At 72.5% G+C, this 23,010-nt stretch carries 22 protein-coding genes and 1 tRNA gene; 7 read left to right on the forward strand and 16 right to left on the reverse strand.

Annotated features, from left to right (window positions below; translation table 11 throughout):
- Nucleotides 1-14 precede the first annotated feature (14 nt).
- The 3 genes from ACH45N_RS00050 to ACH45N_RS00060 are packed head-to-tail and all read right to left on the reverse strand — an operon-like array spanning nucleotide 15 to nucleotide 5,037.
- Nucleotides 15-425 carry a DUF742 domain-containing protein gene (locus tag ACH45N_RS00050; protein WP_020017526.1) on the reverse strand — a complete coding sequence of 137 codons (411 nt, stop codon included), beginning with the start codon at nucleotides 423-425 and terminating at the stop codon, nucleotides 15-17.
- 10 nt (nucleotides 426-435) lie between these two features.
- Nucleotides 436-885, reverse strand: a complete 450-nt coding sequence (locus tag ACH45N_RS00055; RefSeq protein WP_020017525.1) for a roadblock/LC7 domain-containing protein — start codon at nucleotides 883-885, stop codon at nucleotides 436-438.
- A gap of 36 nt (nucleotides 886-921) precedes the next feature.
- Complete coding sequence (locus tag ACH45N_RS00060; protein ID WP_397389965.1) at nucleotides 922-5,037, reverse strand: ATP-binding protein; 4,116 nt, start codon at nucleotides 5,035-5,037, stop codon at nucleotides 922-924.
- A 142-nt stretch (nucleotides 5,038-5,179) separates the two neighbouring features.
- On the opposite strand from ACH45N_RS00060, the gene ACH45N_RS00065 reads away from it, so the two are divergent.
- On the forward strand, nucleotides 5,180-6,157 hold the full coding sequence (locus ACH45N_RS00065) for an NAD(P)H-quinone oxidoreductase (protein ID WP_397389967.1): 978 nt from the start codon (nucleotides 5,180-5,182) through the stop codon (nucleotides 6,155-6,157).
- Between the two features lie 94 nt (nucleotides 6,158-6,251).
- Nucleotides 6,252-6,875, forward strand: coding sequence for a bacterial proteasome activator family protein (locus ACH45N_RS00070; protein ID WP_397389969.1), 624 nt, complete (start codon nucleotides 6,252-6,254; stop codon nucleotides 6,873-6,875).
- Nucleotides 6,876-6,937: 62 nt separating this feature from the next.
- On the opposite strand, the gene ACH45N_RS00075 is transcribed toward ACH45N_RS00070, so the two are convergent.
- From ACH45N_RS00075 to ACH45N_RS00085, 3 genes are all read right to left on the reverse strand, one after another.
- Nucleotides 6,938-8,059 (reverse strand): hypothetical protein, encoded by a 1,122-nt coding sequence (locus ACH45N_RS00075; RefSeq protein WP_397389971.1) that lies wholly within the window; start codon nucleotides 8,057-8,059, stop codon nucleotides 6,938-6,940.
- A 106-nt stretch (nucleotides 8,060-8,165) separates the two neighbouring features.
- Entirely contained in the window at nucleotides 8,166-8,741 is a 576-nt protein-coding gene (dcd, locus tag ACH45N_RS00080; RefSeq protein WP_397389973.1) for a dCTP deaminase, read from the reverse strand.
- Between the two features lie 110 nt (nucleotides 8,742-8,851).
- A complete protein-coding gene (locus tag ACH45N_RS00085) occupies nucleotides 8,852-9,301 on the reverse strand; it encodes a TM2 domain-containing protein (RefSeq protein ID WP_397389975.1) in 450 nt (149 codons plus the stop codon).
- 154 nt (nucleotides 9,302-9,455) lie between these two features.
- Here ACH45N_RS00085 and ACH45N_RS00090 point away from each other — a divergent pair.
- A tRNA-Gly gene (locus tag ACH45N_RS00090) sits at nucleotides 9,456-9,529 on the forward strand.
- Between the two features lie 98 nt (nucleotides 9,530-9,627).
- Here ACH45N_RS00090 and ACH45N_RS00095 read toward each other — a convergent pair.
- The 4 genes from ACH45N_RS00095 to ACH45N_RS00110 all read right to left on the reverse strand — a co-directional run bounded on the left by ACH45N_RS00095 (nucleotide 9,628) and on the right by ACH45N_RS00110 (nucleotide 11,832).
- A complete protein-coding gene (locus ACH45N_RS00095) occupies nucleotides 9,628-10,218 on the reverse strand; it encodes a hypothetical protein (RefSeq protein WP_397389977.1) in 591 nt (196 codons plus the stop codon).
- A complete protein-coding gene (locus tag ACH45N_RS00100; RefSeq protein WP_397389979.1) occupies nucleotides 10,218-11,030 on the reverse strand; it encodes a DUF1206 domain-containing protein in 813 nt (270 codons plus the stop codon). The genes ACH45N_RS00095 and ACH45N_RS00100 overlap by 1 nt, the downstream gene beginning before the upstream one ends.
- 131 nt (nucleotides 11,031-11,161) lie before the next feature.
- Nucleotides 11,162-11,536 (reverse strand): hypothetical protein, encoded by a 375-nt coding sequence (locus ACH45N_RS00105; protein WP_397389981.1) that lies wholly within the window; start codon nucleotides 11,534-11,536, stop codon nucleotides 11,162-11,164.
- A complete protein-coding gene (locus tag ACH45N_RS00110) occupies nucleotides 11,533-11,832 on the reverse strand; it encodes a hypothetical protein (protein ID WP_397389983.1) in 300 nt (99 codons plus the stop codon). The genes ACH45N_RS00105 and ACH45N_RS00110 overlap by 4 nt, the downstream gene beginning before the upstream one ends.
- Nucleotides 11,833-11,972: 140 nt before the next feature.
- Here ACH45N_RS00110 and ACH45N_RS00115 point away from each other — a divergent pair, with 140 nt between their 5' ends.
- A complete protein-coding gene (locus tag ACH45N_RS00115; protein ID WP_397389985.1) occupies nucleotides 11,973-12,692 on the forward strand; it encodes a GntR family transcriptional regulator in 720 nt (239 codons plus the stop codon).
- 198 nt (nucleotides 12,693-12,890) lie between these two features.
- Here the strand turns inward: ACH45N_RS00115 and ACH45N_RS00120 are convergent, their stop codons facing one another.
- Together ACH45N_RS00120 and ACH45N_RS00125 are read right to left on the reverse strand one after the other, a co-directional pair.
- Nucleotides 12,891-13,805, reverse strand: a complete 915-nt coding sequence (locus ACH45N_RS00120; protein ID WP_397389987.1) for a hypothetical protein — start codon at nucleotides 13,803-13,805, stop codon at nucleotides 12,891-12,893.
- Between the two features lies 1 nt (nucleotide 13,806).
- Entirely contained in the window at nucleotides 13,807-14,862 is a 1,056-nt protein-coding gene (locus ACH45N_RS00125; protein ID WP_397389989.1) for an SPFH domain-containing protein, read from the reverse strand.
- 88 nt (nucleotides 14,863-14,950) lie between these two features.
- On the opposite strand from ACH45N_RS00125, the gene ACH45N_RS00130 reads away from it, so the two are divergent.
- Nucleotides 14,951-15,751 carry an NUDIX hydrolase gene (locus ACH45N_RS00130; protein WP_397389991.1) on the forward strand — a complete coding sequence of 267 codons (801 nt, stop codon included), beginning with the start codon at nucleotides 14,951-14,953 and terminating at the stop codon, nucleotides 15,749-15,751.
- On the opposite strand, the gene ACH45N_RS00135 is transcribed toward ACH45N_RS00130, so the two are convergent.
- Both ACH45N_RS00135 and ACH45N_RS00140 read right to left on the reverse strand, forming a co-directional pair.
- Nucleotides 15,720-16,760, reverse strand: coding sequence for a pirin family protein (locus ACH45N_RS00135; protein WP_397389993.1), 1,041 nt, complete (start codon nucleotides 16,758-16,760; stop codon nucleotides 15,720-15,722). The genes ACH45N_RS00130 and ACH45N_RS00135 overlap by 32 nt on opposite strands.
- Before the next feature lie 508 nt (nucleotides 16,761-17,268).
- A complete protein-coding gene (locus tag ACH45N_RS00140; RefSeq protein ID WP_397389995.1) occupies nucleotides 17,269-18,201 on the reverse strand; it encodes a hypothetical protein in 933 nt (310 codons plus the stop codon).
- A gap of 388 nt (nucleotides 18,202-18,589) precedes the next feature.
- Here ACH45N_RS00140 and ACH45N_RS00145 point away from each other — a divergent pair, with 388 nt between their 5' ends.
- Together ACH45N_RS00145 and ACH45N_RS00150 are read left to right on the forward strand one after the other, a co-directional pair.
- On the forward strand, nucleotides 18,590-19,201 hold the full coding sequence (locus ACH45N_RS00145) for a TetR/AcrR family transcriptional regulator (RefSeq protein WP_285106540.1): 612 nt from the start codon (nucleotides 18,590-18,592) through the stop codon (nucleotides 19,199-19,201).
- A gap of 96 nt (nucleotides 19,202-19,297) precedes the next feature.
- Nucleotides 19,298-20,641 carry an MFS transporter gene (locus ACH45N_RS00150; protein ID WP_397389997.1) on the forward strand — a complete coding sequence of 448 codons (1,344 nt, stop codon included), beginning with the start codon at nucleotides 19,298-19,300 and terminating at the stop codon, nucleotides 20,639-20,641.
- Nucleotides 20,642-20,647: 6 nt separating this feature from the next.
- Here ACH45N_RS00150 and ACH45N_RS00155 read toward each other — a convergent pair whose 3' ends face one another.
- Nucleotides 20,648-21,781 carry a magnesium and cobalt transport protein CorA gene (locus ACH45N_RS00155; RefSeq protein ID WP_397389999.1) on the reverse strand — a complete coding sequence of 378 codons (1,134 nt, stop codon included), beginning with the start codon at nucleotides 21,779-21,781 and terminating at the stop codon, nucleotides 20,648-20,650.
- Between the two features lie 318 nt (nucleotides 21,782-22,099).
- Nucleotides 22,100-22,978 (reverse strand): sugar phosphate isomerase/epimerase family protein, encoded by an 879-nt coding sequence (locus ACH45N_RS00160; protein WP_397390001.1) that lies wholly within the window; start codon nucleotides 22,976-22,978, stop codon nucleotides 22,100-22,102.
- Nucleotides 22,979-23,010: the final 32 nt, after the last annotated feature.

Genomic DNA, 23,010 nt, shown 5'->3' on the forward strand with positions numbered 1-23,010 from the left:
TACGGGCCCCGCCGTCAGAGGGCGGAAATGCCATTAAGAACACTCTCCAAGACGCTCAGCGACAGGCCCGAGTTCGAGCTGCCGTGGCCTGTGTGGACGTTAACCGGTGTCGAGGTGTGCACGGTGACGTGCCCTTCCTCCTGCATGTCCGCCACAAGGATCCGGACGACACCCAGGGGCAGCCGCAGAAGGGCCGAGAGCTCGGCGATCGACACGTACGTGTGCGCGGCGTGCTGGAGGATCGCGCGCTTCTCGGGAGGCAGTCCGAAACTGCTGACTGCCCCGGGAAGAACCTCCACGAGGGCCTCGAGCGGCAGGTCGGACAGTTCCGACCGCACCCGGCCTCCGGTGACCGCATAGGGGCGGACGGTGGACGTCTCACGGACGTCCCCCTGCCCCTGGGAACCGAAAGGTGCGTACGTCATGGTCGAGTCCTCATCCCACGCTGGCGGCTCGGGTCTGCCCATCGACCGGGAGGCTGCCACGCATCTCCGAGATGAGCTGCGGCGTGAGGGTGGCCTCGGTGCGCGACACCAGGAGAGCCATCTCGTAGCCGATGAGGCCGATGTCACACGTGGCCTCCGCGACGACGCCGAGCACGGACCCGTTCGAGACGTTCATCAGGAAGAGGAAGCCGTTGTCCATCTCGATGATCGCCTGACGGACGTTACCGCCGTTGAGCTGCCGAGAAGCTCCACGCGTGAGGCTTGACATACCGGAGACGATCGCCGCGAGCTGGTCGCCGCTGGTGCGGTCGAGCTGGTCGGACATCGCCATGAGCAGGCCGTCTGCCGACACGACGAGCGTGTGCCGACTGCCGGGAACGGTACGCACGAAGTTGTCGAGCAGCCAACCGAAATTGGTTGCTTCGGTGCTGAGGGTCACTCTGTTCCTCCTAGTCAGAATCCACAGACGCGCTTGTCACCGCGACTGCGGCGCTGAGTCAGGGACATGATTCACGGTCGAGGGTGCCCACGTCGAGTCCCCACCGCCGTTCTTGCCGTTCTCGTGCTCCGACTTGCCCTCGTCCACCGACTCCGACCGGCCACGCGCGGTGGCCGACTGGAACGCCGAGAGACGTGAGCGAAGCTGCTCGGGATCACGGTCGATGCGAGCCGAGAGCCGCTCGACAGCTGGGTCCGCACCGGTGCCGGAGGCACCGCGGGTACGGCGGGTCAGCCCACCACTGGCAACCTCGGTGCTGACGGCTGCCGGACGGTACGAGTCGTTCTCTTTCACATCATCTTCCTGATAAGCCCCTCGACGGAGAAGGCTCGTCATCTCCTCGTAGAGCACTGCCGAGGCGGTCCATTCCGACCGTGCCTCCACCGAGTCACGCACGTACTCGGGGTCTAGGGGGTCCTTCCCGTCGCCGTCGGTCCCGGCGGCTCGCTTGGCGAGCGGGGCCGGCGAACCGTACGACGGGTCGTACACGGCGCCCGTCGGGTACGGCTCGCTGAACTCGCGGGCGGGAGGCTCGAAGGCCTGCTGCTCGAAGGCCTGCTGCACGTCCGCCACGGGCACGGCCTGGGTGGCCGGTGCCGACGCGAACGAGGTGGGCACGCGCTCGGGGGCCGGGGCCGCCGGGGCCGGAGCCAGCGGTGCGGCAGCCGCACGGGGCGCCGCGTCCACGAACGGGTTGGTACCGGGGGCGGGGGCCTGCGCCTGTGCGGCGGGCAGGGGGACGGTGCCACCGGCGGGCGGGGCCGACAGAGCCGGCAGCGCCGACGTCAGCGACTCCTGGACCGCCTTCTGGTAGCCCTCCTGGTAACCCCGCTGGTACGTCGGGTCCGCGACGGGAGCCTCCGGCGCCTGCGCCGGGAAGGCCCCGGTCAGCGGAGCGGGGTTGCCCTGGGGCGGACCGCTCGGAGCCTGGAAGTTCTGCGCCGGGAGGTTCTGGGTCGGGAAGTTCTGCGTGGCGAAGCCCGACGTCGGGAAGCCCTGCGTCTCGACGTTCGGGGCGGGCACGACCGGGGCGCCGAAGGTCGGCGGACCGGCCACGGGGCTCGCGACGGTCTGGATCGGACGCGACGCCGGACGCTGCTCCTGGGGCTGGTAGGCCCGCAGCTCGCCGGTGGCGGGCTGGCCCGGGCGGCGGCCGAACAGGCCCCGCTTCTGGACCGGCTTGCCCTGCTGGGCACCCGACGCCGTCGAACGACGGCTCGGGAGGTCCGCCATGAGCTCCTCGAACGCGGGCAGCGCCTCGAACGACGAGTCGGGACCCTCCGGGGACTCCGCACCGAAGCCCTGGGACTGCGGCTCGTCGCCCTGGAACCCGCCGAACCGCTCGGGCTGCGCGCCGAAGCTCTGCGCGGGAGCAGGAGCAGCAGGAGGCCTGCCACCGCCTGCCGCCGGGAACCGCATCACGTCGGTGTCGGACATGCCGGGCAGTGCCGCCGGGTCCTGCGTGACCGGGTCGAGCTGCAGCGACTGCGTGCTGCCCTCGACGGGGTCGATCGTGTTCAGCGAGCGGAAGCTCGAGAAGAGTGCGCTGCGCTGGTCCACGTCGACCGCGGCCGGCGTGGTGTCCTCGAAGACCGGGGCCACCGGCTCGACCGGCTGCGGTGCGCGCTGGCGGCTCGGGAGCGAGCTGCCCTCGGACACGTTCGACGGCGGGGCCCAGGCGTTGTCGTCGGCCTGGTACCCCTGCGGGAGCGACGGGGTCTGGATCTCCGGCAGGACGATCGAGCCGGTCGGCGTCGTCTCGGCCGCCGGCTGGGCCGCGGTCGAGCTACGCCGCCGGGCGAGGCCGAGCGCCGTCGTGCCGTCGGTGAGGGCGTTGAGGTCGACCGGCTGCGCGACCGGGGCCGGCTGGGCCGCGAACGCGGCCGCCGCGATCTGCGACGTACCGGTCGGGACCGGCATGCCGCCCTGCTGCGGCACGGACGTGGTGGCCGGGGACGCCGCGGTCACGGCCGGCGAGCCGAAGCCGCTGGTGGGTGCACCCGCGCTCCGCATCGCACCGGTACCCGGACCGGTGGCCACGCCGCCGTTGAACTGCGAGGCGGCCGCCTGCGTGTTGGCCTCCAGCGGGTCGGTCGGCATCGGCAGCGGCATCGCGTTGTCCGGCATGAACAGCACCGCCGGGAAGCGGACCGTCACCTCGGTGCCCGTGCCGCCCTCGCCCGGGCCGAACGCCACCTGGGCGCCGAGGCGGTCCGAGAGGCGGCCGACCACGTAGAGGCCGAGGCGCTGGGCGCCGACGGCGTCGGACGCGGCGTGGCTGGCGACCTTGCGGTTCGCCTCCGCGACCTCCTGGGGGTTCATCCCGAGGCCATGGTCACGGACCACGACGGTGACGAACTGCTCGTCACGCGCCGTGGTGACCTCGACCGGTGTGTGCGGCTCGGAGAACATCGTCGCGTTCTCCAGGAGCTCGGCCAGCAGGTGCGCCGCGTTCAGCGCGTTGTGGCCCAGCATCATCGGGTCGACGACGAGGTTCAGGCGGACCCGGTCGTACAGCTCGATCTCGGACGACGCGGTACGGATGACGTCGGAGACCGGCATCGGCTGGCGCACGCGACGACCGGAGTCGATGCCCGCGAGCACGAGCAGGGACTCGGCGTTGCGGCGCATCCGGGTCGCGAGGTGGTCGAGGCGGAAGAGGTTCGACAGCGTCGACGGGTCTTCCTCGGAACGCTCGAGGTCGTCGAGGAACGCGAGCTGCCGGTTCAGGAGCACCTGGTCACGGCGGGCCACGTTGACGAACATCTCGGCGATCGACCCGCGCAGGGCGGCCTGTTCGCGGGCGACGTCGATGGTCGTCCTGTTGACGTCGTTGAACGCCGCGGCGAGCTGGCCGATCTCGTCCGAGGACTCGACGGTGATCGGGTCGAGGTCGATGCTCGGGCCCTGGCCCGGCACCGAGACCTGCTCCACCAGCGTGGGGAGCCGGTCACGGACCACACCGGCCGCCTGGGTCAGGCGGCGCAGCGGCGAGACCAGGCGACGGGCGATGACCAGCGCCATGATGACCGAGAAGCCGAGCGCCGCGATCGCGACGCCACCGGTGAGGTACGCGCGGTTCGCGGCGACGTCGGCGCGCTCCTGGGCGAAGCCCGCGGTGTCCTCGCGGACGGCGTCACGGACGATGCGGCTCTCCTCGACCCACTTCGCGGACTCGCCCTGGAAGGCGTCGGCCTGGGCCGGCTGGATGGACGTGAGGTCGCCGCGCGCGACGTAGCCGCGCACGGTGCCGTAGACGCCGTCCATGCCCGGCACCTGGTACTCGCCGGGGATGCGGTCGAAGAGGTCCTGCGTGCTGTCCCACTCGCGGTCACCCAGGTTCACCAGGTCCGCGGCGCGGAGCGCCAGGGACTGGGCGGCGGCCTCGTGCTGCGGGTGGTTCGCCACGACACCGAGCGTCAGGCCGACGATCGGGCGCTCGTAGGTGTTGGTCAGCATGAGCTGGTCGATCGAGTAGTACGCCTCGAGGCGGGTACCCAGGTCACGGTCCTCGGAGGTGTCCGCGATGGCGTCCATCACCTCGAGGGCGCCGTCGATGTACGTCCCGTAGGCGTCGGTCGCGACCTGCTCGGTGAGCCGGCCCTGCGCCACCTTGTTCTGCACGTCGGTGATGGCCGCGCGGTCCTCGATGGTCTGCGTGACGGCGTCCTTGACGCGCTGGTCCAGCATCGAGATGTCGATGTCCAGCAGCTCGTCGTCACGGGCGTCGAGGGCCGTGATCGTCTGCGCCTGGGCGGCGGGGGCGGCCCACACGGGGTTGCCGTCCTTGTCCATGACCTGCTTGCCGTCTTCCCCGATCTTCGGGGTTCCGCGCAGCAGGGCGACGCGGGCCTGGTCACCCGTCGCGCTGCTGTCGATCATCGCGACGATGTTGTACGCCCGCTCCTGCGCGAACGCCGTGCCTGCCTGGTCCTGGTACTCGAGCGCTGCGACGAGATCAGCGGTCTGCTGCGCGCGCATCGCGTCGGCCACGGAGAGGCCGATGATGTACGCCGCGGCGATGACCAGGACGACGGCAGGCGTGACCAGTGTCGCAAGAACTTTCCCGCGCACTCCCAACCTGCGGAACATGCGTACCTCTCTCCATCACTGATCCGGAAGGGGGTGGCGTGCGTGGTGCCCGCCGAACACCCCTCGGTGCTGCGTACAAGTTACCGGCACCCGGTTTCCACTGGCGACCAACGCGGGCCACACGGAAGTAGGCTTCATCGATGTGCGAGCCGTCACGATATCCGGACCGGGGCCATCAGGGAAACTCTCCATTTCATCCCTGAACCACCCGAATGCTGGCCAAAGCGACGTGGTGATCACCGTCGCCGCCGCCGGAGTGAACCGTGCTGACCTGCTACAACGGGCCGGATACTACCCCCCTCCGGCGAATGCCCCGGACTGGCCGGGTCTTGAGATATCCGGAACTGTGAAGCGTGTCGGACACGGCGTGTCGCGCTGGCGCGCCGGGGACCGGGTCGTCGCGCTGCTGGAGGGCGGCGGTTACGCGGAGGAGGTCGCGGTCCGCGAGACCCAGGTGCTCCCGGTGCCGGACGGCATGGACCTGGTCGACGCCGCGGCCCTGCCCGAGGCCGCGTGCACGGTCTGGAACAACCTCGTCGACGTCGGCGGGCTGCGCCCCGGCGAGTGGGTGCTGGTCCACGGCGGGTCCGGCGGCATCGGCAGCATCGCGATCCAGGTCGCCAAGGCGCTCGGCGCCCACGTCGCCACGACGGCGGGCGGCCCGGAGCGCGCGGCGCGGTGCGCCGAGCTCGGCGCCGACGTCGTCATCGACCACCGGCAGGAGGACTTCGTCGAGGCGGTCCGCGCCGCCACGGACGGCCGTGGGGCCGACGTCGTGCTCGACCTGCTCGGCGGGGGCGCCCTGGGCGACAACGTCCGCGTCCTGGCCCGCGGCGGTCGCCTCGTGGTCATCGGGATGCAGCAGGGGCGACGCGGCGAGCTCGACCTCAGCGCCCTCCTCGCCCGGCGCGGCACCATCTCGGGGACGCTCCTCCGGTCCCGGCCGCCGGAGGAGAAGGCGCGCATCGTCGCGGATACCGAACAACACCTCTGGCCACTGTTCGCCGCAGGCACTGTTCGGCCGGTGATTCACGCCCGGATCCCGTTCGCGGAAGCGCAGTCGGCACACGATCTGCTGGAGTCGGGAGAGGCCTTCGGCAAAGTGCTCCTGGTCCCCTGATCAACGCGTGCCTATATATAGGCATGGCCGACAATTTCGTTCCCCACCCGGGAATGCAATGCAGGCGACCGGCGATTCGGGCAAGACTGGACCCATGAACGACGAGCGAGCCACCCCCCAGTCCGCCGAGCGACCCGACGACCGCCGCGACCAGACGCATGTCGCGCACCCCCAGGTGGTGACGCCCGACGGCGCGGCCGTGCCGCCGGAGCGCGAGCCCGAGAGCGCCGGCGACGAGCGCGAGGCCGGCGAGGCCGAGGCCGTCGTGGGCCAGGTCGAGGAGCCGGCCAAGGTCATGCGCATCGGCGGCATGATCAAGCGGCTGCTCGACGAGGTGCGGGACGCCCCGCTCGACGAGGCCGCCCGGACCCGCCTGGCCGAGATCCACGAGCGCTCGATCCACGAGCTCGAGGACGGGCTCTCCCCCGACCTGGTCGACGAGCTGCACCGCATCACGCTGCCGTTCTCGGACGACTCCGCGCCGTCCGACGCGGAGCTGCGCGTCGCGCAGGCGCAACTCGTGGGCTGGCTGGAGGGCCTGTTCCACGGCATCCAGACGGCGCTCGTCGCGCAGCAGATGGCGGCGCAGGCGCAGCTCTCGCAGATGCGACGCGCGCTGCCGCCCGGCACCGGCGCCTTCGGCCCGGGTGGGCCCACCCTGCCCGGTGCCCCCGACGACGAGTCGGGCGAGCGCCGGACCCCCGGTCAGTACCTCTGACCTCCGCCGTTGCCTCCGGGGTGCGACCCCGGAGGCAACACGGCGGGTAAAGGCCGGGGCGCCTACAGGTCGGCCGGGTCCACCAGGAAGCCGTCCTCGTCGGCGACCTCGCCGCCGGCCGCCTCGTGGATCGCCCCCGCGAGCCGGGCCACCAGCTCCGCGGCGCGCTTGCGCGCGATCCGCAGCTCCATGTTGGGGAACTCCCGCTGCGACTCCACGAGGTCCTGCGGCTCCCAGTGCACCCAGTAGCAGACGGCTCCCTGCTCGGCCCACGGCAGGCCGCGCAGGAGCCGCGGCAGCTTCTCCTCGCCGCTGATCTCGACCGAGACGATGCCGTCGACGCCGAGCTCCACCACCAGGCCGTACCCGTCCAGCACGCGGGGGCCGGTGAGCGCCTTGATGTCGTACTCGTCGGCGGCCGCGTGGATCTTCTTGCGCAGCTCGGGGTCCATCTTCTCGCCCCGGTAGAGCGGCTTGTCCGCGATGCCGTCCGGCGGCCCGCCCCACTCCTTGCCGTCCATGTGCAGCCGGGCGCGCGGGTGCACCTTCTGCAGGATGGCGTGCGCGGCCTGCGGGTCGAGCCAGACGTCGGAGTAGACGGTCATGTCGATCGCGGCCCCGGCGTCGGGGGTCAGCACGACGCCGGAGCCCGGACGCGTCGTCGGACCGTCGGGCGCGGTGTCCCAGAGGCCGCCCACGTCCAGGCGGAGGGACCCGCCGAGGCGCCGCGCGACGGCGACGAGCCACTCGACCAACCGGCGCTCCTCGCGCTCGGGCATGCCGGCGGCGAACGCACGCCCGACGCCGTCGCGGTCGCCCGCGGGGAACGGCGGCTCGCCGCGCTCCCGGTGGCAGACGATGTCGAAGGCCATCTCGGCGCCCGGCGGCACCCCGAGGTCGAAGCCGTCGCCCACGGGCTGGTACGGCCCGTTCATCACCGCGTGCCGCGAGACCCGCAGCACGCCCGGCTCCCGGCCCTGCGCGCGGCGGCCCTGCGGGGCGCCGGCCACGTTGCCCGGGAGGATCCCGGCCGGGACGACGTCCCAGCGGGTGGCGGAGAACCGGGAGAGCGCGAGGACCTCGATCTCGTCCAGCTCCACGTCACCGGGCACGGTCAGCACGTGCCGGGCCTGGTGCGCCTGCGCAACCGTGCGCGGCAGGAGAGGAAGCTGGGGAGCGGCCATCGGGGTCCCTTCTCGGTCCGGGTGCCCGGTCCGCGCCGGGCACCCGGAGCCTACCTCCCGGCGAACGCCCGTCGGGGCGCCGGGACGGCCCGTGGGCGGGCCCCGTTCACACCGTCGTGCGGTGGAAGTTCTTCGAGGAGCGGGACGCCGTCGGGCCGCGCTGGCCCTGGTAGCGGGACCCGTACAGGTCCGACCCGTACGGGTGCTCGGAGGCCGACGAGAGCCGGAAGAAGCAGAGCTGGCCGATCTTCATGCCCGGCCACAGCTTGATCGGCAGCGTCGCGACGTTGCTCAGCTCCAGCGTGACGTGCCCGCTGAAACCGGGGTCGATGAAGCCGGCCGTCGAGTGCGTCAGCAGGCCGAGCCGCCCGAGGGAGGACTTGCCCTCCAGGCGGGCCGCGACGTCGTCGGGCAGCGTGACCGCCTCGAAGGTGCTGCCGAGCACGAACTCCCCCGGGTGCAGCACGAACGCCTCACCGTTGTCGGCCTCCACGAGCCGGGTCAGCTCGGGCTGGTCCGTCGCGGGGTCGATGAAGGGGTACTTGTGGTTGTCGAACAGCCGGAAGAACTTGTCGAGGCGCACGTCGATGCTCGACGGCTGCAGCATCGACGCGTCGTACGGGTCGAGGACGACCCGGTCGGCCTCGAGCTCGGCACGGATATCGCGGTCGGAGAGGAGCACCCGGATACGGTACTGGGCGGCGCGCGGAGGCGCCGCCCCGGTCCGGGGCGGCACCGTCCGCACCCGGGGGGACGCCGTCCGCGGGACGCCGCCGCGTCAGCGCGCGGCCGTCACCACTGCAGCGGCCGGTGCTTCGCGTCCACCGACCAGTAGCCCTTGCGCATCACGAGATAGAGGATGCCCTCGATGGCGCCCCAGATGGCCGGCACGAACCACGCCTGCCCCAGGGAGACCGCCGTGATGAGGAGCATGATCCAGCCCAGGCCCTTGTAGCCCAGGTAGAACCGGTGCGCCCCGACGACGCCGAGCAGGATCCCGAGCAGGCCGGCGGTGATGCGCGACTTGCGGCCCGGCACGTGCTCCGGCGGCGGGGTGGGGCGGTCGTAGTCGTACTGCTGCTGGTAGTTCGCGGGGGCGGCCTTGGCCGCGGACCCGGACGTCGGCTTCTGCAGGGCGCGCGTCTCCTGCGGGGGCGGCGGGGGCTGCGGCGGCCGCGGGGGCAGGGGCTTCGTCTCCTGGTAGATCGGCTCGGTCGGCTTCTCGCTGGGGTGCTCGCTCACTGCTGCTCCGGCTGCTCGGCGACACTCGCACGGATCTGGTTCGGGCATCCGGGCGAGTTTGGGTATGATCGGGTCGCGCGCCAGGTTCACGGGCGCTGTTGCGGAACCCTAGCGGGATTCCGGAACGGCAGAAACCGGGTCAGAACCGGACGTTGCGGGTGTAGTTCAATGGTAGAACTTCAGCTTCCCAAGCTGATAGCGCGGGTTCGATTCCCGTCACCCGCTCCAGCACGAAGCCCCAGGTCAAGAACTTCCGACCTGGGGCTTCGTCGTTCCCGGCGAGATGCCCGGCGCCGCCCGCGGGACCCGACGGGCCCCGATCTCCGTCAGCGGCAGTCGATGGCGTGGGCGGCCGGCATGACGGGATCGGACGGGGTGCCGCGCACCGTCAGGGTCCCGCCGTCCGGCCCCAGGGCCAGGTCGTAGGTGCCGGCACCCACCGGGCGGTAGCCGTCGTCGGCGGTCCAGGTGCCGACCCGCTCCCCGACGCCGAGACCCCGCACCACGTAGACGTCCCCGCTCCCGATCATCAGGTAGGACGTCTCCCGCGTCACGACGCGGCAGCCGTCGGAGGCCTCGGCCGGGAGCAGGCGGTAGTCCGCCTCGTAGAACATGTCGCTGCCGGCCGCGAGGCCGACGCTCACCACGGCCAGGACCGTCGCGGCCGCGCGGCTCCGGCGCAGCACCGGCCGTCTCGTCTCCTGCGCCTCGTCCCCGGCAGCCACCCGGACAGGACGCGGGTACCAGAGGAGCACCAGCGCGACGGCGAGGAGCACGACGCCGATCCCCCACCCGGGGACCACCTGGTCCCGGACGACCAGCACCCACCCGAGCCAGGGCGCCACCGCCGCGAGCGCCGCGCCGCCGAGTCCGACGAACCTCGTCGTGCCGAACGCTCCGGCGGTTCCCGTGCGCATCAGAGGCGCGCGAACCGGGCGCGGGCGAAGGAGTAGCCGCCGAACGCGGCGATGCCCACCCCGACCACCAGGAGCAGCACGGTGCCGTACGGCTGGTCGCGCATCGTGTGCAGCGCCTCATCGAGGCCGCCGGCCTGCTCGGGGTCCGTCGTCACCGCGGCGGCGACCACAAGGCCGCCGACGACGCCGAGCGCGATCCCCTTGGCCACGTAGCCCGCCTGTCCGAGCCGCACCACCACCGGCCGGACGGTGCTGCCGCCCGTGCCCGCGAGGTCTTCCAGGAACTTCTTCCGGACGCCCTTGACCACGTGGTAGACACCGACGCCGACGATCACCAGGCCGGCGGCCCCCACGAGCCAGGCGCCCCCGGGCATCGCGAGGACGCGCGCCGTCAGGCTCTCCTCGCTGCCGCTGCCGCCGCCGGTTCCCTGCGCGTACCGGACGCCGGTGACCGCGAGCGCCCCGTAGAGCACGGCCTTGGCCACGCTCTTGGCGCGCGCGGCGAGCTGGTTCTCCGCGTTCGGCACGCCGACGACGGCAGTGGCGAGCTGCCAGAGCGCGAGCGCGGTGAAGCCCACGGCGACCAGCCAGAGGAGCGCCTCCCCGCCCGGCATCCGGGCTACCGCACGGAACGCGCCGGACTGGTCCGCCTGCCCCTCGGTCTGCCCGAGGGCGAGCTGGACGGCGAGCCAGCCGATCAGCAGGTGCAGCACGCCGGACGCGACGTAGCCGCCCCGGGCCAGGCCGCGGACGGCGCGGCTGTTGCGGACCCGCCGGACGGCGTCGCCGGCAGCTGTCGAGTTCTCGGACATGGGGACACCTCCGTCGGGTCGCGGGGGTCGCGACGCCGTACACACTCGCGCACCCGCACCCCGGTCAGCAAGAACGCCGCGGGCCGGACCCACCGTCCGGCCCGCGGCGTTCGTTCATGGGGGAGCCGCGCTCATCCCCGGACGGGCGCCGTCACGTGCAGCGACACCGGGAGGCCCTCCCCTGCGGCGGGTACCCAGCCGCTCCAGCACCGCCACACCGCGCGCCCGTGTGCCTGCCCGTCGTGATGCCCTCGCCGCTCGGTGAGGTGGAGCATCCTGGCGAGCCGCGCGGCGTCGGGCTCGCGGGCGGCGACCACGTCCACGGTCAGCATGCCCACGACGTCGTCCTCGAGGTCGAGGTGGTCCACGCCGGCCCGCACGTCGAGGGTGTGGATGTCGAAGATGTGGGCGATGAGCGCGGTCACCTCCACGAGCTCCGCGAGGTGCGCGCCCGGCGTCGGGCAGCCTTCCGGGCCGAGGCCCGCGTTGCACGACCCTGCTGTCATGTGGGCCACGCCCGGACCTCGCGGATGCTGCCCCGCAGGTCCCCGTAGACATACAGGTCCATGCCGTTCCAGCACCCGGTCCACATCGTGAAGCCCGGCCTGGTCGCCGGATAGTCCGTCGCCACGGTGATCCCGAGCTGCGCCGCGATCGCAGCACCCTCCGAACGTCGCGTCGGATGCACCACCAGATGATCGCGGAACACCTCGACCCACTTGACCCGCGCATCCCCGATCTCCGCCAGCAGCAGCGTCGCACCCGTCGCGGAATCCGCCAGGTTGCCCGCAATCGTTGCCATTTCTCCCACCTCTCTGCACCTACCTCTAGGCGCATAGACAGCCTGTTGCGGGTTAACTGGGAGGTGCAACCGCTACGCGGAAAAGTTGCGTATACGCACTGGCTGCGGGTTAGGTGGGTTCCGTGTCTAGAGAGGGACGTGTGACTGCCGCAAGCATCGCCAAGGATCTTCGTGCCGCGATCCGCTCCGGGACCTACAAACCGGGCGATCGTCTTCCGAGCGAAGCAGCGCTCATGTCGAACTACGGCGTGGCCCGCATGACCGCGCGCCACGGCCTGTCGATGCTCAAGGACGAGGGCCTGACGGTGACCCGGCACGGCTCCGGCGTGTTCGTGCGTGCCTTCGAGCCGATCGTCCGCGACAGCACGGGCGGTGAGCCCGGCGAGTCCACGGTGACGGCCGAGATCGACGAGACCGGCGCCGGCCTCACGGTCCGCACGCTCGCCGTCACGGCCGAGGCCGAGCCCTCGGAGAAGATCCGCGCCACTCTCGGCCTCGCCGAGGGTGACAAGGTGACCGTCCGCGAGCGCCTGCACCTGCGGGAGCGCAAGCCCGTCCTGTTCGCGACGTCCTACCTGCCCGCGTCGATCGCTGCGGGGACGCCGATCGCCGACCAGGAGGTCGGGCCGGGCGGCACCCACGCGCGCCTGACCGAGGCGGGGCACGCGCCGGTGCGGTTCCGCGAGGACGTGGTGGGCCGCATGCCGACGATCGAGGAGATCGAGGAGCTGCGCATCGAGCCCGGCACACCGGTGCTGGCGGTCACGCGCACCGCCTTCACCAAGGACGGCTCGGCCGTCGAGGTGAGCCACGTGGTGCTGGACGCGGGCGAGTTCATGCTCCGCTACGACATCGACTGAGCCGGAGGTGCAGCGCAGGGTGGGGGCCGAGGAACGAGGCACCCGCCCGAAGCGGAACCGCAGGCTCAGTCGACACAGACAGAGCCTGAGCCGCAGGCGCAGCGCAGGGTGGGGGCCGAGGAACGAGGCACCCGCCCGAAGCGGAACCGCAGGCTCAGACGACCAACAGGCAGAGCCTGAGCCGGAGCCTGACCCACCTCACACGAGCCGCAGCCTCCGCTCCGCCACACCGATCCGGACCTCCTGGCCCCAGGAGACCTCGAGCCGGTCGGCCTCCATGCCGTCGCCGAACACGACGAGCCGGTCGGACTGGACGGTCACCACGAGCTCGCCGCCGCCCCCGAGCACCCCCTCCGTCATCGTGACGCCGGTGACCGGCGACGGCCACGCCTCCCGGACGAACCAGGCCAGCGCCGGGTCCGTGGGACCGGGCAGCCGGCGCCCGCCCCGGTCGTGCGCGATCGACGCGCACCAGCCCGTCGCGCCGGTGCCGGTGCTGACGATCAGGCCCGACGACGACTGCCGCTCCGTACCGCCGTCGACCCCCAGCAGGTAGCGCGCCGACTGGTGGCTCGGGTGCCCCAGGAACAGCTCGTTGACGGCGTGGAGCTCCTGGCCGTCGTCGAGCCGCGCGTGCACCATGGTGAGCTCGTCGTGGAGCAGCGGCGCGAACGACGGCTCGTTCGCGCCACCCCGGGGCGCGGCCAGCGCACCGATGATCGCGCCGACGTCGCCCACGTCGTGCCGCACGAGCACCCCGAGGTTGGTGCCCGGTTCGGGGTCGACGCCGATCACGAGCTGCCGGTCCAGGTACTTGGCCACGTTCGCGACCAGCCCGTCCTGTCCCACCACGAGGACGACGTCCTCGGGCGCGAAGAGGAACCGGTCCAGGTCTCCGCGCTCCACCTCCGCGAGCGCCCAGTCGGACGGCACGCTCGCCGCGACCACCTTGCGGGCGGTCGCGGCGGCGTCGTGCCGGGCCTCGACGTCGGCGAGCGTGCGACCCCGCGTGCGGAGGAAGAACTCCGCCTGGCCGCGGGTCGCGTGCCGGTCGAGCAGCTCGTCCAGCTCCGTTCGCCGGTGCACGAGGACCGCGCGGGTGCGGAGGGCCATGTCAGCGCTCCGTGGCCGGCGCGCCGTTCGCCGCGGCGGCGACGTCCGACGCCGGCTCGCCCGCCCGGGCGGTCAGCGCGCCCAGGAGGCCGCTCACCAGGTCGGGCGTGACGGTCAGCGAGCCCACGTTCGGCAGGTGCGGCGCGGCGTCGCGCAGGGCGAGCGCCATGAGCACGTCGCGTCCCACGTTCGCGTAGACCGCCATGAGCGCGGCCTCCTTGGCAGCCTCGGCCTCGCCGAGCCGGCGCAGCGAGGCCGCCTGGGCGGTCGCCGCGATCTCGCGGCGCTCGGCGTCGGACTTCGCGGACACGAGGGCGGCGGCCGCGGCCTCCTCCGCCTCGCGACGCTTGTTCGCACCCTCCTGGGCCACGAGCTGCTCGCGCCGGGAGGCGAGCTCGATCTGGCTCGCGAGCTCGTTCTCCGCGATCTTGCGCTCCCGCTCGACGGCGACGGCGCGGCGCTCGTAGGTCGCGCGGTCGGCCTCGGCCTGGAGCCGCTCGCGCACGGGCGTGCGCAGCGCCTTCTCGACGTCGCCCTCGGGCCGGACGGCGAGCACCCGCACGCCCAGGATCTCGATGCCGGTCGCGGCCAGGCGTGCGTCCTCGCCGAGCGCGCCGAGCGCCGTCCGCACGCGGCCGACGCCGGACTCCAGGGCCTCCGCGAGGTCCAGCGTGGCGATGAGGTCGACCGTGAGGCTCTGCGCGAGCTGGCCCACGATGGCCCCCACCTGCTGGCGGCCGCTCGCCTCCTGCCCCTTGCCGACGACGGGGAAGATCCCGAAGTCGAGACGCTGGGACGCGAGCACCGGGTCGCCGAACCGGTAGGTCACGTTCGACTGCACGCTGACGTCCTGCTGGTCGCGCGTCACGGCGTGGAACAGGACGGGGAGCTCCTGGTCGGTCGCGGGCACCTCGCTGAGCACGGACGTGTCGGGGCGGAACCAGAAGGCCTGGCCCACACCCTCGTGCCGCACGGTGCCGTTGCTGAGGTGCACCACGTAGTCGCTCGCGGAGCCCAGGAACTGCCGGAACCCGGGGTAGCGCTTGATCGTCGCCATCGTCGGCCTCTCTCGTTGTTGTCGTCAGATTGACGATATCTACCCGCTCGGCTTTTCGTCAAGGTGACGAGAATGTACGGTCGATGTCATGGCCCGCACCACACCCGCCCCGTCCGCCGTACCCGACTCCGCCGGCGCGTTCCCCGTCACCGTCGACGTCGTGGCCCTCACGGTGCGCGACGGCGTCCTGCAGGCGCTCGTCGTCGACCGCCTCCTGGAGCCGTACCGCGGCCGGGCGGCGCTGCCGGGCGGGTTCGTGCTCCCGGGCGAGACCCTGGAGCAGGCGGCGGGGCGGGAGCTGGAGGAGGAGACCCGGCTGACCGTGCCGGCCGGCGCGACCGGCACCGGCCCGTGGCACCTGGAACAGCTCCGCACCTACGGCCCGCTGGGGCGCGACCCGCGCGGCCCCGTGCTCTCGGTCGCCTACCTCCTGCTCGCACCGGCGTTCGGGCTGCCCGCGGCGGGCGGCGACGCGGCCGAGGCCCGCTGGGTTCCCGTCGGCGAGCTCCGCGGGCGGAGCGGCGGCGCACGGGGCGCGAGCCTCGCCTTCGACCACGACGGGATCCTGGCCGACGGCGTCGAGCGGGCCCGCGCCAAGATCGAGTACTCCCCGCTGGCGGCCGCGTTCTGCCCGCCCGAGTTCACGGTCGCCGAACTGCGCGGCGTCTACGAGGCGGTGTGGGGCACGCAGCTCGACGCACGCAACTTCCACCGCAAGGCCACGGGCACCCCGGGCTTCCTGGAGCCGACGGGGCGCCTGGGCGGCGGCGGGCCCGGCCGTCCGGCCGAGCTGTTCCGGCTCGCGCCCGGGGTCGACCCGAGCGCGGCCGTGCTGCACCCGCCGCTGCTGCGGCCGGTCAGCCCTGGCCCGGCCGCGCCCTCGGCTTGAGCCGCAGGTCCGGCAGCGCGGGCGCGCGCAGCGGCCCGCTCGGATAGCCCAGCACCCGGCCGAACAGCCGCCCCTCCGCGCCGGGCGCGTACCCGGTCGCGCCGCCGTCGAGCTCGGCGATCTGCGCCATCCAGGCGTCGCGGGCCCGCACGATGTCCTCGTGGGTGCGGCCCATGAAGTTCCACCACATGATGACGTCCTCCTCGAACGGCAGGCCGCCGATCAGGACCGCCCGCGCCGGCGCCCCCGCCCCGGCGCGCACCACGAGCACGGACCGGCCCGGCGCCACGTAGCCGAGGTTCGACGGCGGCACGGCGCTGCCCTCGAACGTCACGTCGCCGGCGTCGACCAGCAGGGCGTGCTCGTGCTCCGCGTCGACGTCGATCCGCACCTCTGCGCCCGGCTCCAGGTCGATCTGCGCGCCCACGAGCGGCGTGTAGGTCGTCGCGGCCGACGCCAGCTCCTCCCCCGCCACGGTGAGCCGCCCGACGAAGACCTGCACGACGGCGCCGTCGGCGTGCGCGACCGGGAGGTCCCCGTGGTGCTCGAAGTGCGGGTCGACACCGAGCGCGGACCCGGGCAGCGCCGTCCACAGCTGCACGCCGTGCAGGCGGGGCGGACGGACCCCGGCGGGCGACTCCTCCGAGTGCGAGATGCCCCTGCCCGCCGTCATGAGGTTGAGCTCGCCGGGCCGGACCGTCTGCAGCGAGCCCACGGAGTCGCGGTGCAGGATCTCGCCCTCGAAGAGCCAGCTCACGGTCTGCAGCCCGGTGTGCGGGTGGGGCGGGACCTGCATGCCCTCGCTGTCGGAGACGTCGTCGGGGCCGTAGTGGTCGCTGAAGCACCACGCCCCCACGAGCGACCGCGCGCGCTGCGGGATGGTGCGCCGGACGTTCATCGCGCGTGGCCCGCCGAGCGGAACGTCGCGCGGGGTGAGGAGCTCGATGCCGTCGCCTTGCTCACCCGCGACGCAGACCTGCTCGGTCGGCCGGGTCTCGAGGTTGCTCATGGGCCGAGCCTAGATCGCGCGGGAGACCCCCGGGGAGGGGCCAGGGCCCCCGGGGCAGGCCGGGGGCCCTGGCGAACCGCATACCCGTGGCCCGCGCTCGGCGCGTACCAGGGGCGCCGTGTCGACGTCACGACTCCGATGTGCTCGTCAGACCCGGATCGCCAGGCCTGTTCTGCACGAACACCTCGAACGCGGGCGGTCTTCCGGCCCCGTACAGGCACCTGTGGCGTCATCCACAGCCCGCACCGCGGTACGGGACGTCCTGTCGTTCTCCGGTCGACCATGTGTCCGATGCCCGGGTCGGTCGGTACTGCTGCAGCGCACCGCATCTGCACCCGGATCGTCGAACCACTGCCAACGTTTCTATCCGCGTGCCGCACCAGCGGCAACCGCTCCACCGTTGTAATTTTCACCCTGCGGTATTACACAGTTCTATCCACAGGAAGAACCCCGAATTTCCCACACAACACACAGGGCTGTGGATCAAATCTGTGGATAACTAATTCCGTCAGACCCAGGCACGAGAACCCGGGGCGCCACCCGTGGCCGAGTCGTTGCGCCCGTCCAGCTCCTCGGGAGTGGCGATGAAGCCGCCGTCGTCCACGACGATGCCGGCGATGCGGCCGTGGAGGGAGACGCCGAGGCGGGCGATCGAGACGCGCATGCGCGCCCGGGCGATGACGTGCAGGCCCGACCCGTGCTCGAGCTCCAGCTCGTAGGGGTCGGCCGGCATCCAGGTGAGGCGGTAGGCGTACGGTCCGTAGCTGCGCCAGTCCAGCGCCCCGAGGGCGCGCGGCACCCGGTCGACCCGCTCGACGTCGACCACGATCGAGCCGTCGTACGCGGTGCTGCCCGCGAGCGTGTAGCGCGGGGACCCGTCCGGTGTGACCTGCTCGGCGGACACGTCGGCGGTGGCGATGAACGACCGGAGCATGGGCAGCACGTCCGCGGGCTGCAGCGCGTGCGCGGAGTAGAGGGCCAGGTTGACGGATGCCGCGGGGTCGGGGAGCAGCGGCTGCCGGCCGTCCGCGAGCACGCCGCCGGCGGTCTTGCGTGCCGCCGCGACCATCCACTGCACGATGCGCAGCTCCTCGCCCTGCGGGAGCGCGTGCGGAAAGGCGCGGGCGATCCCGTCCCGGTCGTCGTACGAGGTCGGGGCGGCGCCGCGCACGTCGCGCAGACCGTCGCTGCGCGCGATGGAGTACGCCTCCGCCTTGGTCGCGGGGATCGACAGCTCGGCGAGGTGCGCCTCGCCCACCTCGAAGGGGCCGGTCGCGACGTGCGCCTCCCCCAGACGCATGACACCAGGAACGAGCGAGTCCGGCTGCGCCATGCCCCGGAACCGGGACCCGGCCATGCGCCGCGAGCCGGAGGCGCGGGACGGTTCTCGGAGCCACGCGACCTCCGAGAACCACGCGGCGGCGAGCTCGCTGACCGCCACGGGGCCGTTCGTACTGGGCAGGATCAGAATGTGACCCGAGGCGTGTTCCGCTGGAATCACGCCCGCCAGAAATGTCATGCGGGCACCTTACTGCCGGGCACTTTCGCCCATGATGCGGGCGTGTTACAGAGAGGAAACACACTCGTGACGAAGCGCTCACGCCATTAAGGCAACGGATGGCGTTATTCCGCGGCAGCGTCCCGGGCGCCCGATCGGCATTTCCGGGCGACTGAGTCTCAGTGCAAATACATGAAGATAGCCTCACCGCACCACGCAAAAAGGGATCTATCCGAACTTAACGCTATCTGTCCGATGAAAGCGCATGCTGTCTCCGCAGACCGCCGATCCCGCGTTCCAGTTACTGACGACGCGGGCATATGATGTCAGCATGCCCAAGATCATCGGCAAGAGCCTGCACGAGCACCGCCAGATGACGAGGCACAAGCTGTTCACCGCTCTGTCCACCCTCATGGCGGAGCGCGGGTTCGACACCATCACCCTGGCCGACATCGCCGCAGCGGCGAACGTCGGCCGGACCGCTGTCTACAACCACTTCCACGACAAGGAAGCGCTGCTCCTCGGGTTCATCACGCACGAGACCGAGCAGTACGCCCACACGCTGGAGCGCGCGCTGGACGGCGTGAGCGACCCGGTCGAACAGCTGCGTACCTACATCCGCCAGCAGGCTCAGCTCACCCGCGTCTTCCACCTCGCCCCCGGCCCGGACCTGCGGACGGTCCTGTCCCGCGCCACGCAGCAGCGCCTGCGGGAGCACGCCGACATCGTCGAGGCGATCCTGCGCCGGATCCTGACCGCCGGGATCGAGGCGGGGACGTTCCCGCCCCAGGACATCGAGCCCACGGTGCACCTGGTCAATGCCTGCCTCTCGGGGCGTCTCATCCCGGACGAGCCCGTGGCCCGCGAGCGCACGATCCGCGCCGCCGAGTCGTTCGTGCTGCGCGCCGTGGGGGCGCGGGTGCCGGAGCGCGTGCCCGCTTAGCCGTCCCCGCTGAACCGCCCGCCGCCACCGACGGGAACCTTCGCTGCCGGCAATTCGGGTGAAAACCCCTGCCGCCGAGACGGTAGCCTCTGGCGCGTGTCCTCCCCCGCCGTGAACCCCGAGCCCGCCCCCGCGACGCGCCCGGCGCCGCTCGGCGGCCCGTTCACCCGGGTCGTCGCCGCCAACCTCAGCTCCAGCCTGGGCGACGGCATCGCTCGCGTCGCCGCACCGCTGCTGGCCGCGCAGCTCACGAACGACCCGCTGCTCGTGTCCCTCGTGGCGGTCGCAGCGCTGCTGCCCTGGCTCCTGTTCGCCATCCCGGCCGGCGTGCTCGTGGACCGGATCGACCGCCGACTCGCCCTCGCCCTGGCGGGCGGGGTCCGCGCCCTCGTCGCCGGTGGCCTCCTCGCCCTGCACCTCACCGGCGCGCTCACCATCTGGTGGCTGCTGCTCGTGGTGCTCCTGTACGGCGTGCTGGAGACGGTGTACGACGGCGCCATCCGTGCCGTGGTCCCGTCCCTCGTGGGTCGCGGCGACCTGCCCCGCGCCAACTCGCGCATCGAGGCCACCGAGATCGTGGTGCAGCAGTTCCTCTCCCAGCCGCTCACGTCCTGGCTGCTCGCGTTCTCCGCGGCCTGGGCGCTCGGGCTGAACGCCGCCGCGTACGCGGTGGCCGGCGGGCTGGCGCTGGCGCTGCCCGCCGTGGCATCGGGGATCGCCGCGCGACGGCGCCGGGCGGAACCGGCCGCCGGGCCGGCTGCCGCCGAGCCAGGCGCCGAGCCGGCCGCCGACGCGGACCAGGACGGCGGGCCCGCCCCCGCCGCGGGCTGGCGGGCCGAGCTCGTCGCTGGCTTCCGGTTCATCTGGGCCAGCGCCATGCTGCGGCCGCTGTGGATCGTGAGCGTGCTCATCGGCATCTGTCACGCCGCCATCACGTCCACGCTGGTGCTGTTCATCCTGGAACGGCTCGACGTGCCCGAGGCCTGGTACGGCACCTTCATGCTGGCCGGCGCGCTGGGTGCCCTGACCGCCGCGGCCGTCACGGGCCGGCTGAAGGCGCGCTTCCGGACGGGGCCCGTGATGGCGGTCGCGAACGCCGTCGGGCTCGGCGCCTGGTTCCTGGCCGGCGCGTTCCCGCTGGTCTGGGTGGGGGCCGTCGCGATCTTCGTCTCGTTCGGCTGCACGACGACGTGGAACGTGCTGGTCATGTCCCTGCGTCAGGCCGCGGTGCCGAACCACCTGCTCGGCCGGGTCCACGGCACCTGGCGCACCGCGCTGTGGGGTGCGATGCCGCTCGGCTCGCTCCTCGGCGGACTGCTGGCCCGGTCGGGCTACGGCACCCCGCTGCTCGTCGGGGCGACGGCCGGCCTGGTCGTCGCCGTCGTCGGGCACCGGTACATCGCGGGCCTGCCCGACCCGGAGTCCCTCGACCCCGCCTGAGGCAGGTCAGATCCAGCGCTTCCAGCGGAAGACGCCGAACAGGCCCACGCTCACGGCGAGCATCGCGACCAGCGCCGCCGGGTATCCCCACGCCCAGCCCAGCTCCGGCATGGTGTCGAAGTTCATGCCGTAGACGGTGCCCACGAGGGTCGGGGCGAACAGGATGGCGGCCCAGCCGGAGATCTTCTTGACCTCCTCGCCCTGGCGGATGCTGACCTCCGAGAGGTGCTTCATCTCCTCGTTCTGCCGCTGCGCGACGAGCGTCGCGGCCACGGTCAGGATGTCGCGCAGCGCGGCGCGGAAGACCTCGATCCGGTCGGCGGCCTCGGTGAGGTGGTCGGCGACGTCGCGCAGGTAGGTCTGCAGCTCCGGGTCCACGCCGTACTTGTCGGCGCCCTTGGCGAGCGAGGCGCACAGGGCCTGCTCCGGCCGCACGGCCCGCTGGAAGTCGAGCACCTCGCGGGACAGCTCGTAGACGCGCCGCGACACGTCGGGGGCGCCGCCCCAGACGTCGGACTCGATCTCGTCGATGTCGTGGTCCAGCCCGGCGACGACCGGCGCATACCCGTCCACGACGCTGTCGAGGATGGCGTAGAGCACGGCCTCGGGGCCGCGGGCGAGCATCTCGGGGTCGGCCTCCAGGCGCGTGCGCACCGCCGCGAGGTCGGGCGAGGCGCCGTGCCGCACGGTCACCACGAAGTCGGGGCCCACGAACACGTGCAGCTCGCCGAACTCGACCTCCTCGGCGTCGTCCAGGTAGCGCGCGGCGCGCAGCACGACGAACAGGGTGTCGCCGTAGCGCTCGATCTTGGGGCGCTGGTGCGCCTGGATGGCGTCCTCGATGGCGAGCGGGTGCAGGTCGAACTCGCGCGCGAGCGACGTCAGCTCGGTCTCCTCGGGACGCTCCAGCCCGATCCAGGCCATGCCGCCGGGGCGGGACCGGAGCGCGCTGAAGGTCTCGGCGAGGTTGTCGTAGCGGGCGGTGCGGACACCGTCGTCGTAGATCGCGGCGGCGACCACCGCGGAGCGGGGCTCGGGGGCGACAGGGCGCGGGGCGACGTCGGGCACGCCGACGGTGCGGCGCTGCCGCAGCGCGCCGAGCAGCGGGCGGGCAGGGCGGGAGGGCAGGAACGTGGCCATGGGAAAACTCCTGGGGTCGAGCGCAGGAAGACGGACTGCGAACGCACACCGCAGCAGCGGACGGCCGGGCGACCGGTGGACCTCACGCCCCGTCAGGGGGCGGAGCGCACCGGTGCGCGAGAACCCGCGGACACGCGGGCAGGGGAACCGTCAGCTCAGCTGCGGTTCGGACTACTCGGAGGCTCGCTACGGGTCATGCGCGCCACCTCCTTCGTCCTGCGGCGGTCCGCCGCACCAGTACCTGCTCGACGGAGGCCAGTCTAGCCACGTCGCCCCTCCTCATCGAAACAGTTCGAGAGCAAGGTCACAGAAAGCTCGTCACCAGGCGTCGTGCTCGCGGTGGTGCGGCCCCGGCGGGGTGTGGAACTCATGCGGCGTGGGCGACAGGTAGGCCCGCGCGAACTGCAGCGAGGCGGCCAGGTCGTCGTGCCGCTCGGCGGCCGTGCGCGCCGCGCGGGTCGAGATCTCCACACAGACGTCACCGCTCCAGCGGCGCGCCACCAGCTCCTGCAGCACCTTCTCGGCGTGCATGCTGCCGCGGCCCGGGACCAGGTGCTCGTCCCGTGCGCCGTGGTTGCCGTCGGCGAGGTGCACGTGCCGCAGCCGGTCGCCGAAGGTGTGCAGCAGGGTGAGCGCGTCCTGCTGGGCCACGCTCGCGTGCGACAGGTCGAGGGTCACGTAGTCGTAGTCGTGCTCGGCGGGGTCCCAGCCGGGCAGGTAGGCCTGGAACTCCCGCCGGCCGCCCCGCCAGGGGTACATGTTCTCGACGGCGATCGTGACGCCGGTGGACTCGCTCAGCTCACGGACCTGGTCCTGGAACTGTCGCGCGTACTTGTACTGCCAGCGGAACGGCGGGTGCACCACCACCGTGCCGGCGCCGAGCTCCAGCGCCATCTCCGTGGTCCGCTCCAGCTTCGCGTCCGGGGACCGGCCCCAGACCCGCTGGCTCACCAGCAGCGTCGGCGCGTGCACCGACCGCACCGGCATGCCGTTGTCGGCGGAGAGCTTCGCGAGCGAGCGCGGGTTCTGGGTGACCTCCTCCGACCAGATCATCACCTCGATGCCGTCGTAGCCGAGCTCGGCCGCGGCCTCGAAGGCCAGCGGCACGCGGCGAGGGAAGACCGACGCCGTCGAGAGCGTCACCTGCACGTCGGGTGCGGCGGGCTCCTGCGGTTCGGTCCGGATCGGTTCGGGCATGCGGGCCACCTTAAAGCGCCTTCGTAACTGAG

The organism is Promicromonospora sp. NPDC019610 (genome assembly GCF_044389365.1).
In the GTDB taxonomy this organism is placed as follows: Bacteria; Actinomycetota; Actinomycetes; order Actinomycetales; family Cellulomonadaceae; genus Promicromonospora.

What these genes read in the sequence shown, in the direction of transcription:
- ACH45N_RS00130 (WP_397389991.1), top strand. Translation starts at nt 14,951, where the DNA reads ATGGCCCGCACCACACCCGCCCCGTCCGCCGTACCCGACTCCGCCGGC.
- ACH45N_RS00160 (WP_397390001.1), bottom strand. Translation starts at nt 22,978, where the DNA reads ATGCCCGAACCGATCCGGACCGAACCGCAGGAGCCCGCCGCACCCGAC.
- ACH45N_RS00050 (WP_020017526.1), bottom strand. Translation starts at nt 425, where the DNA reads ATGACGTACGCACCTTTCGGTTCCCAGGGGCAGGGGGACGTCCGTGAG.
- ACH45N_RS00110 (WP_397389983.1), bottom strand. Translation starts at nt 11,832, where the DNA reads ATGGCAACGATTGCGGGCAACCTGGCGGATTCCGCGACGGGTGCGACG.
- ACH45N_RS00145 (WP_285106540.1), top strand. Translation starts at nt 18,590, where the DNA reads ATGCCCAAGATCATCGGCAAGAGCCTGCACGAGCACCGCCAGATGACG.
- ACH45N_RS00155 (WP_397389999.1), bottom strand. Translation starts at nt 21,781, where the DNA reads ATGGCCACGTTCCTGCCCTCCCGCCCTGCCCGCCCGCTGCTCGGCGCG.
- ACH45N_RS00120 (WP_397389987.1), bottom strand. Translation starts at nt 13,805, where the DNA reads ATGGCCCTCCGCACCCGCGCGGTCCTCGTGCACCGGCGAACGGAGCTG.
- ACH45N_RS00060 (WP_397389965.1), bottom strand. Translation starts at nt 5,037, where the DNA reads ATGTTCCGCAGGTTGGGAGTGCGCGGGAAAGTTCTTGCGACACTGGTC.
- ACH45N_RS00070 (WP_397389969.1), top strand. Translation starts at nt 6,252, where the DNA reads ATGAACGACGAGCGAGCCACCCCCCAGTCCGCCGAGCGACCCGACGAC.
- ACH45N_RS00100 (WP_397389979.1), bottom strand. Translation starts at nt 11,030, where the DNA reads ATGTCCGAGAACTCGACAGCTGCCGGCGACGCCGTCCGGCGGGTCCGC.
- ACH45N_RS00135 (WP_397389993.1), bottom strand. Translation starts at nt 16,760, where the DNA reads ATGAGCAACCTCGAGACCCGGCCGACCGAGCAGGTCTGCGTCGCGGGT.
- ACH45N_RS00095 (WP_397389977.1), bottom strand. Translation starts at nt 10,218, where the DNA reads ATGCGCACGGGAACCGCCGGAGCGTTCGGCACGACGAGGTTCGTCGGA.
- ACH45N_RS00105 (WP_397389981.1), bottom strand. Translation starts at nt 11,536, where the DNA reads ATGACAGCAGGGTCGTGCAACGCGGGCCTCGGCCCGGAAGGCTGCCCG.
- ACH45N_RS00125 (WP_397389989.1), bottom strand. Translation starts at nt 14,862, where the DNA reads ATGGCGACGATCAAGCGCTACCCCGGGTTCCGGCAGTTCCTGGGCTCC.
- ACH45N_RS00075 (WP_397389971.1), bottom strand. Translation starts at nt 8,059, where the DNA reads ATGGCCGCTCCCCAGCTTCCTCTCCTGCCGCGCACGGTTGCGCAGGCG.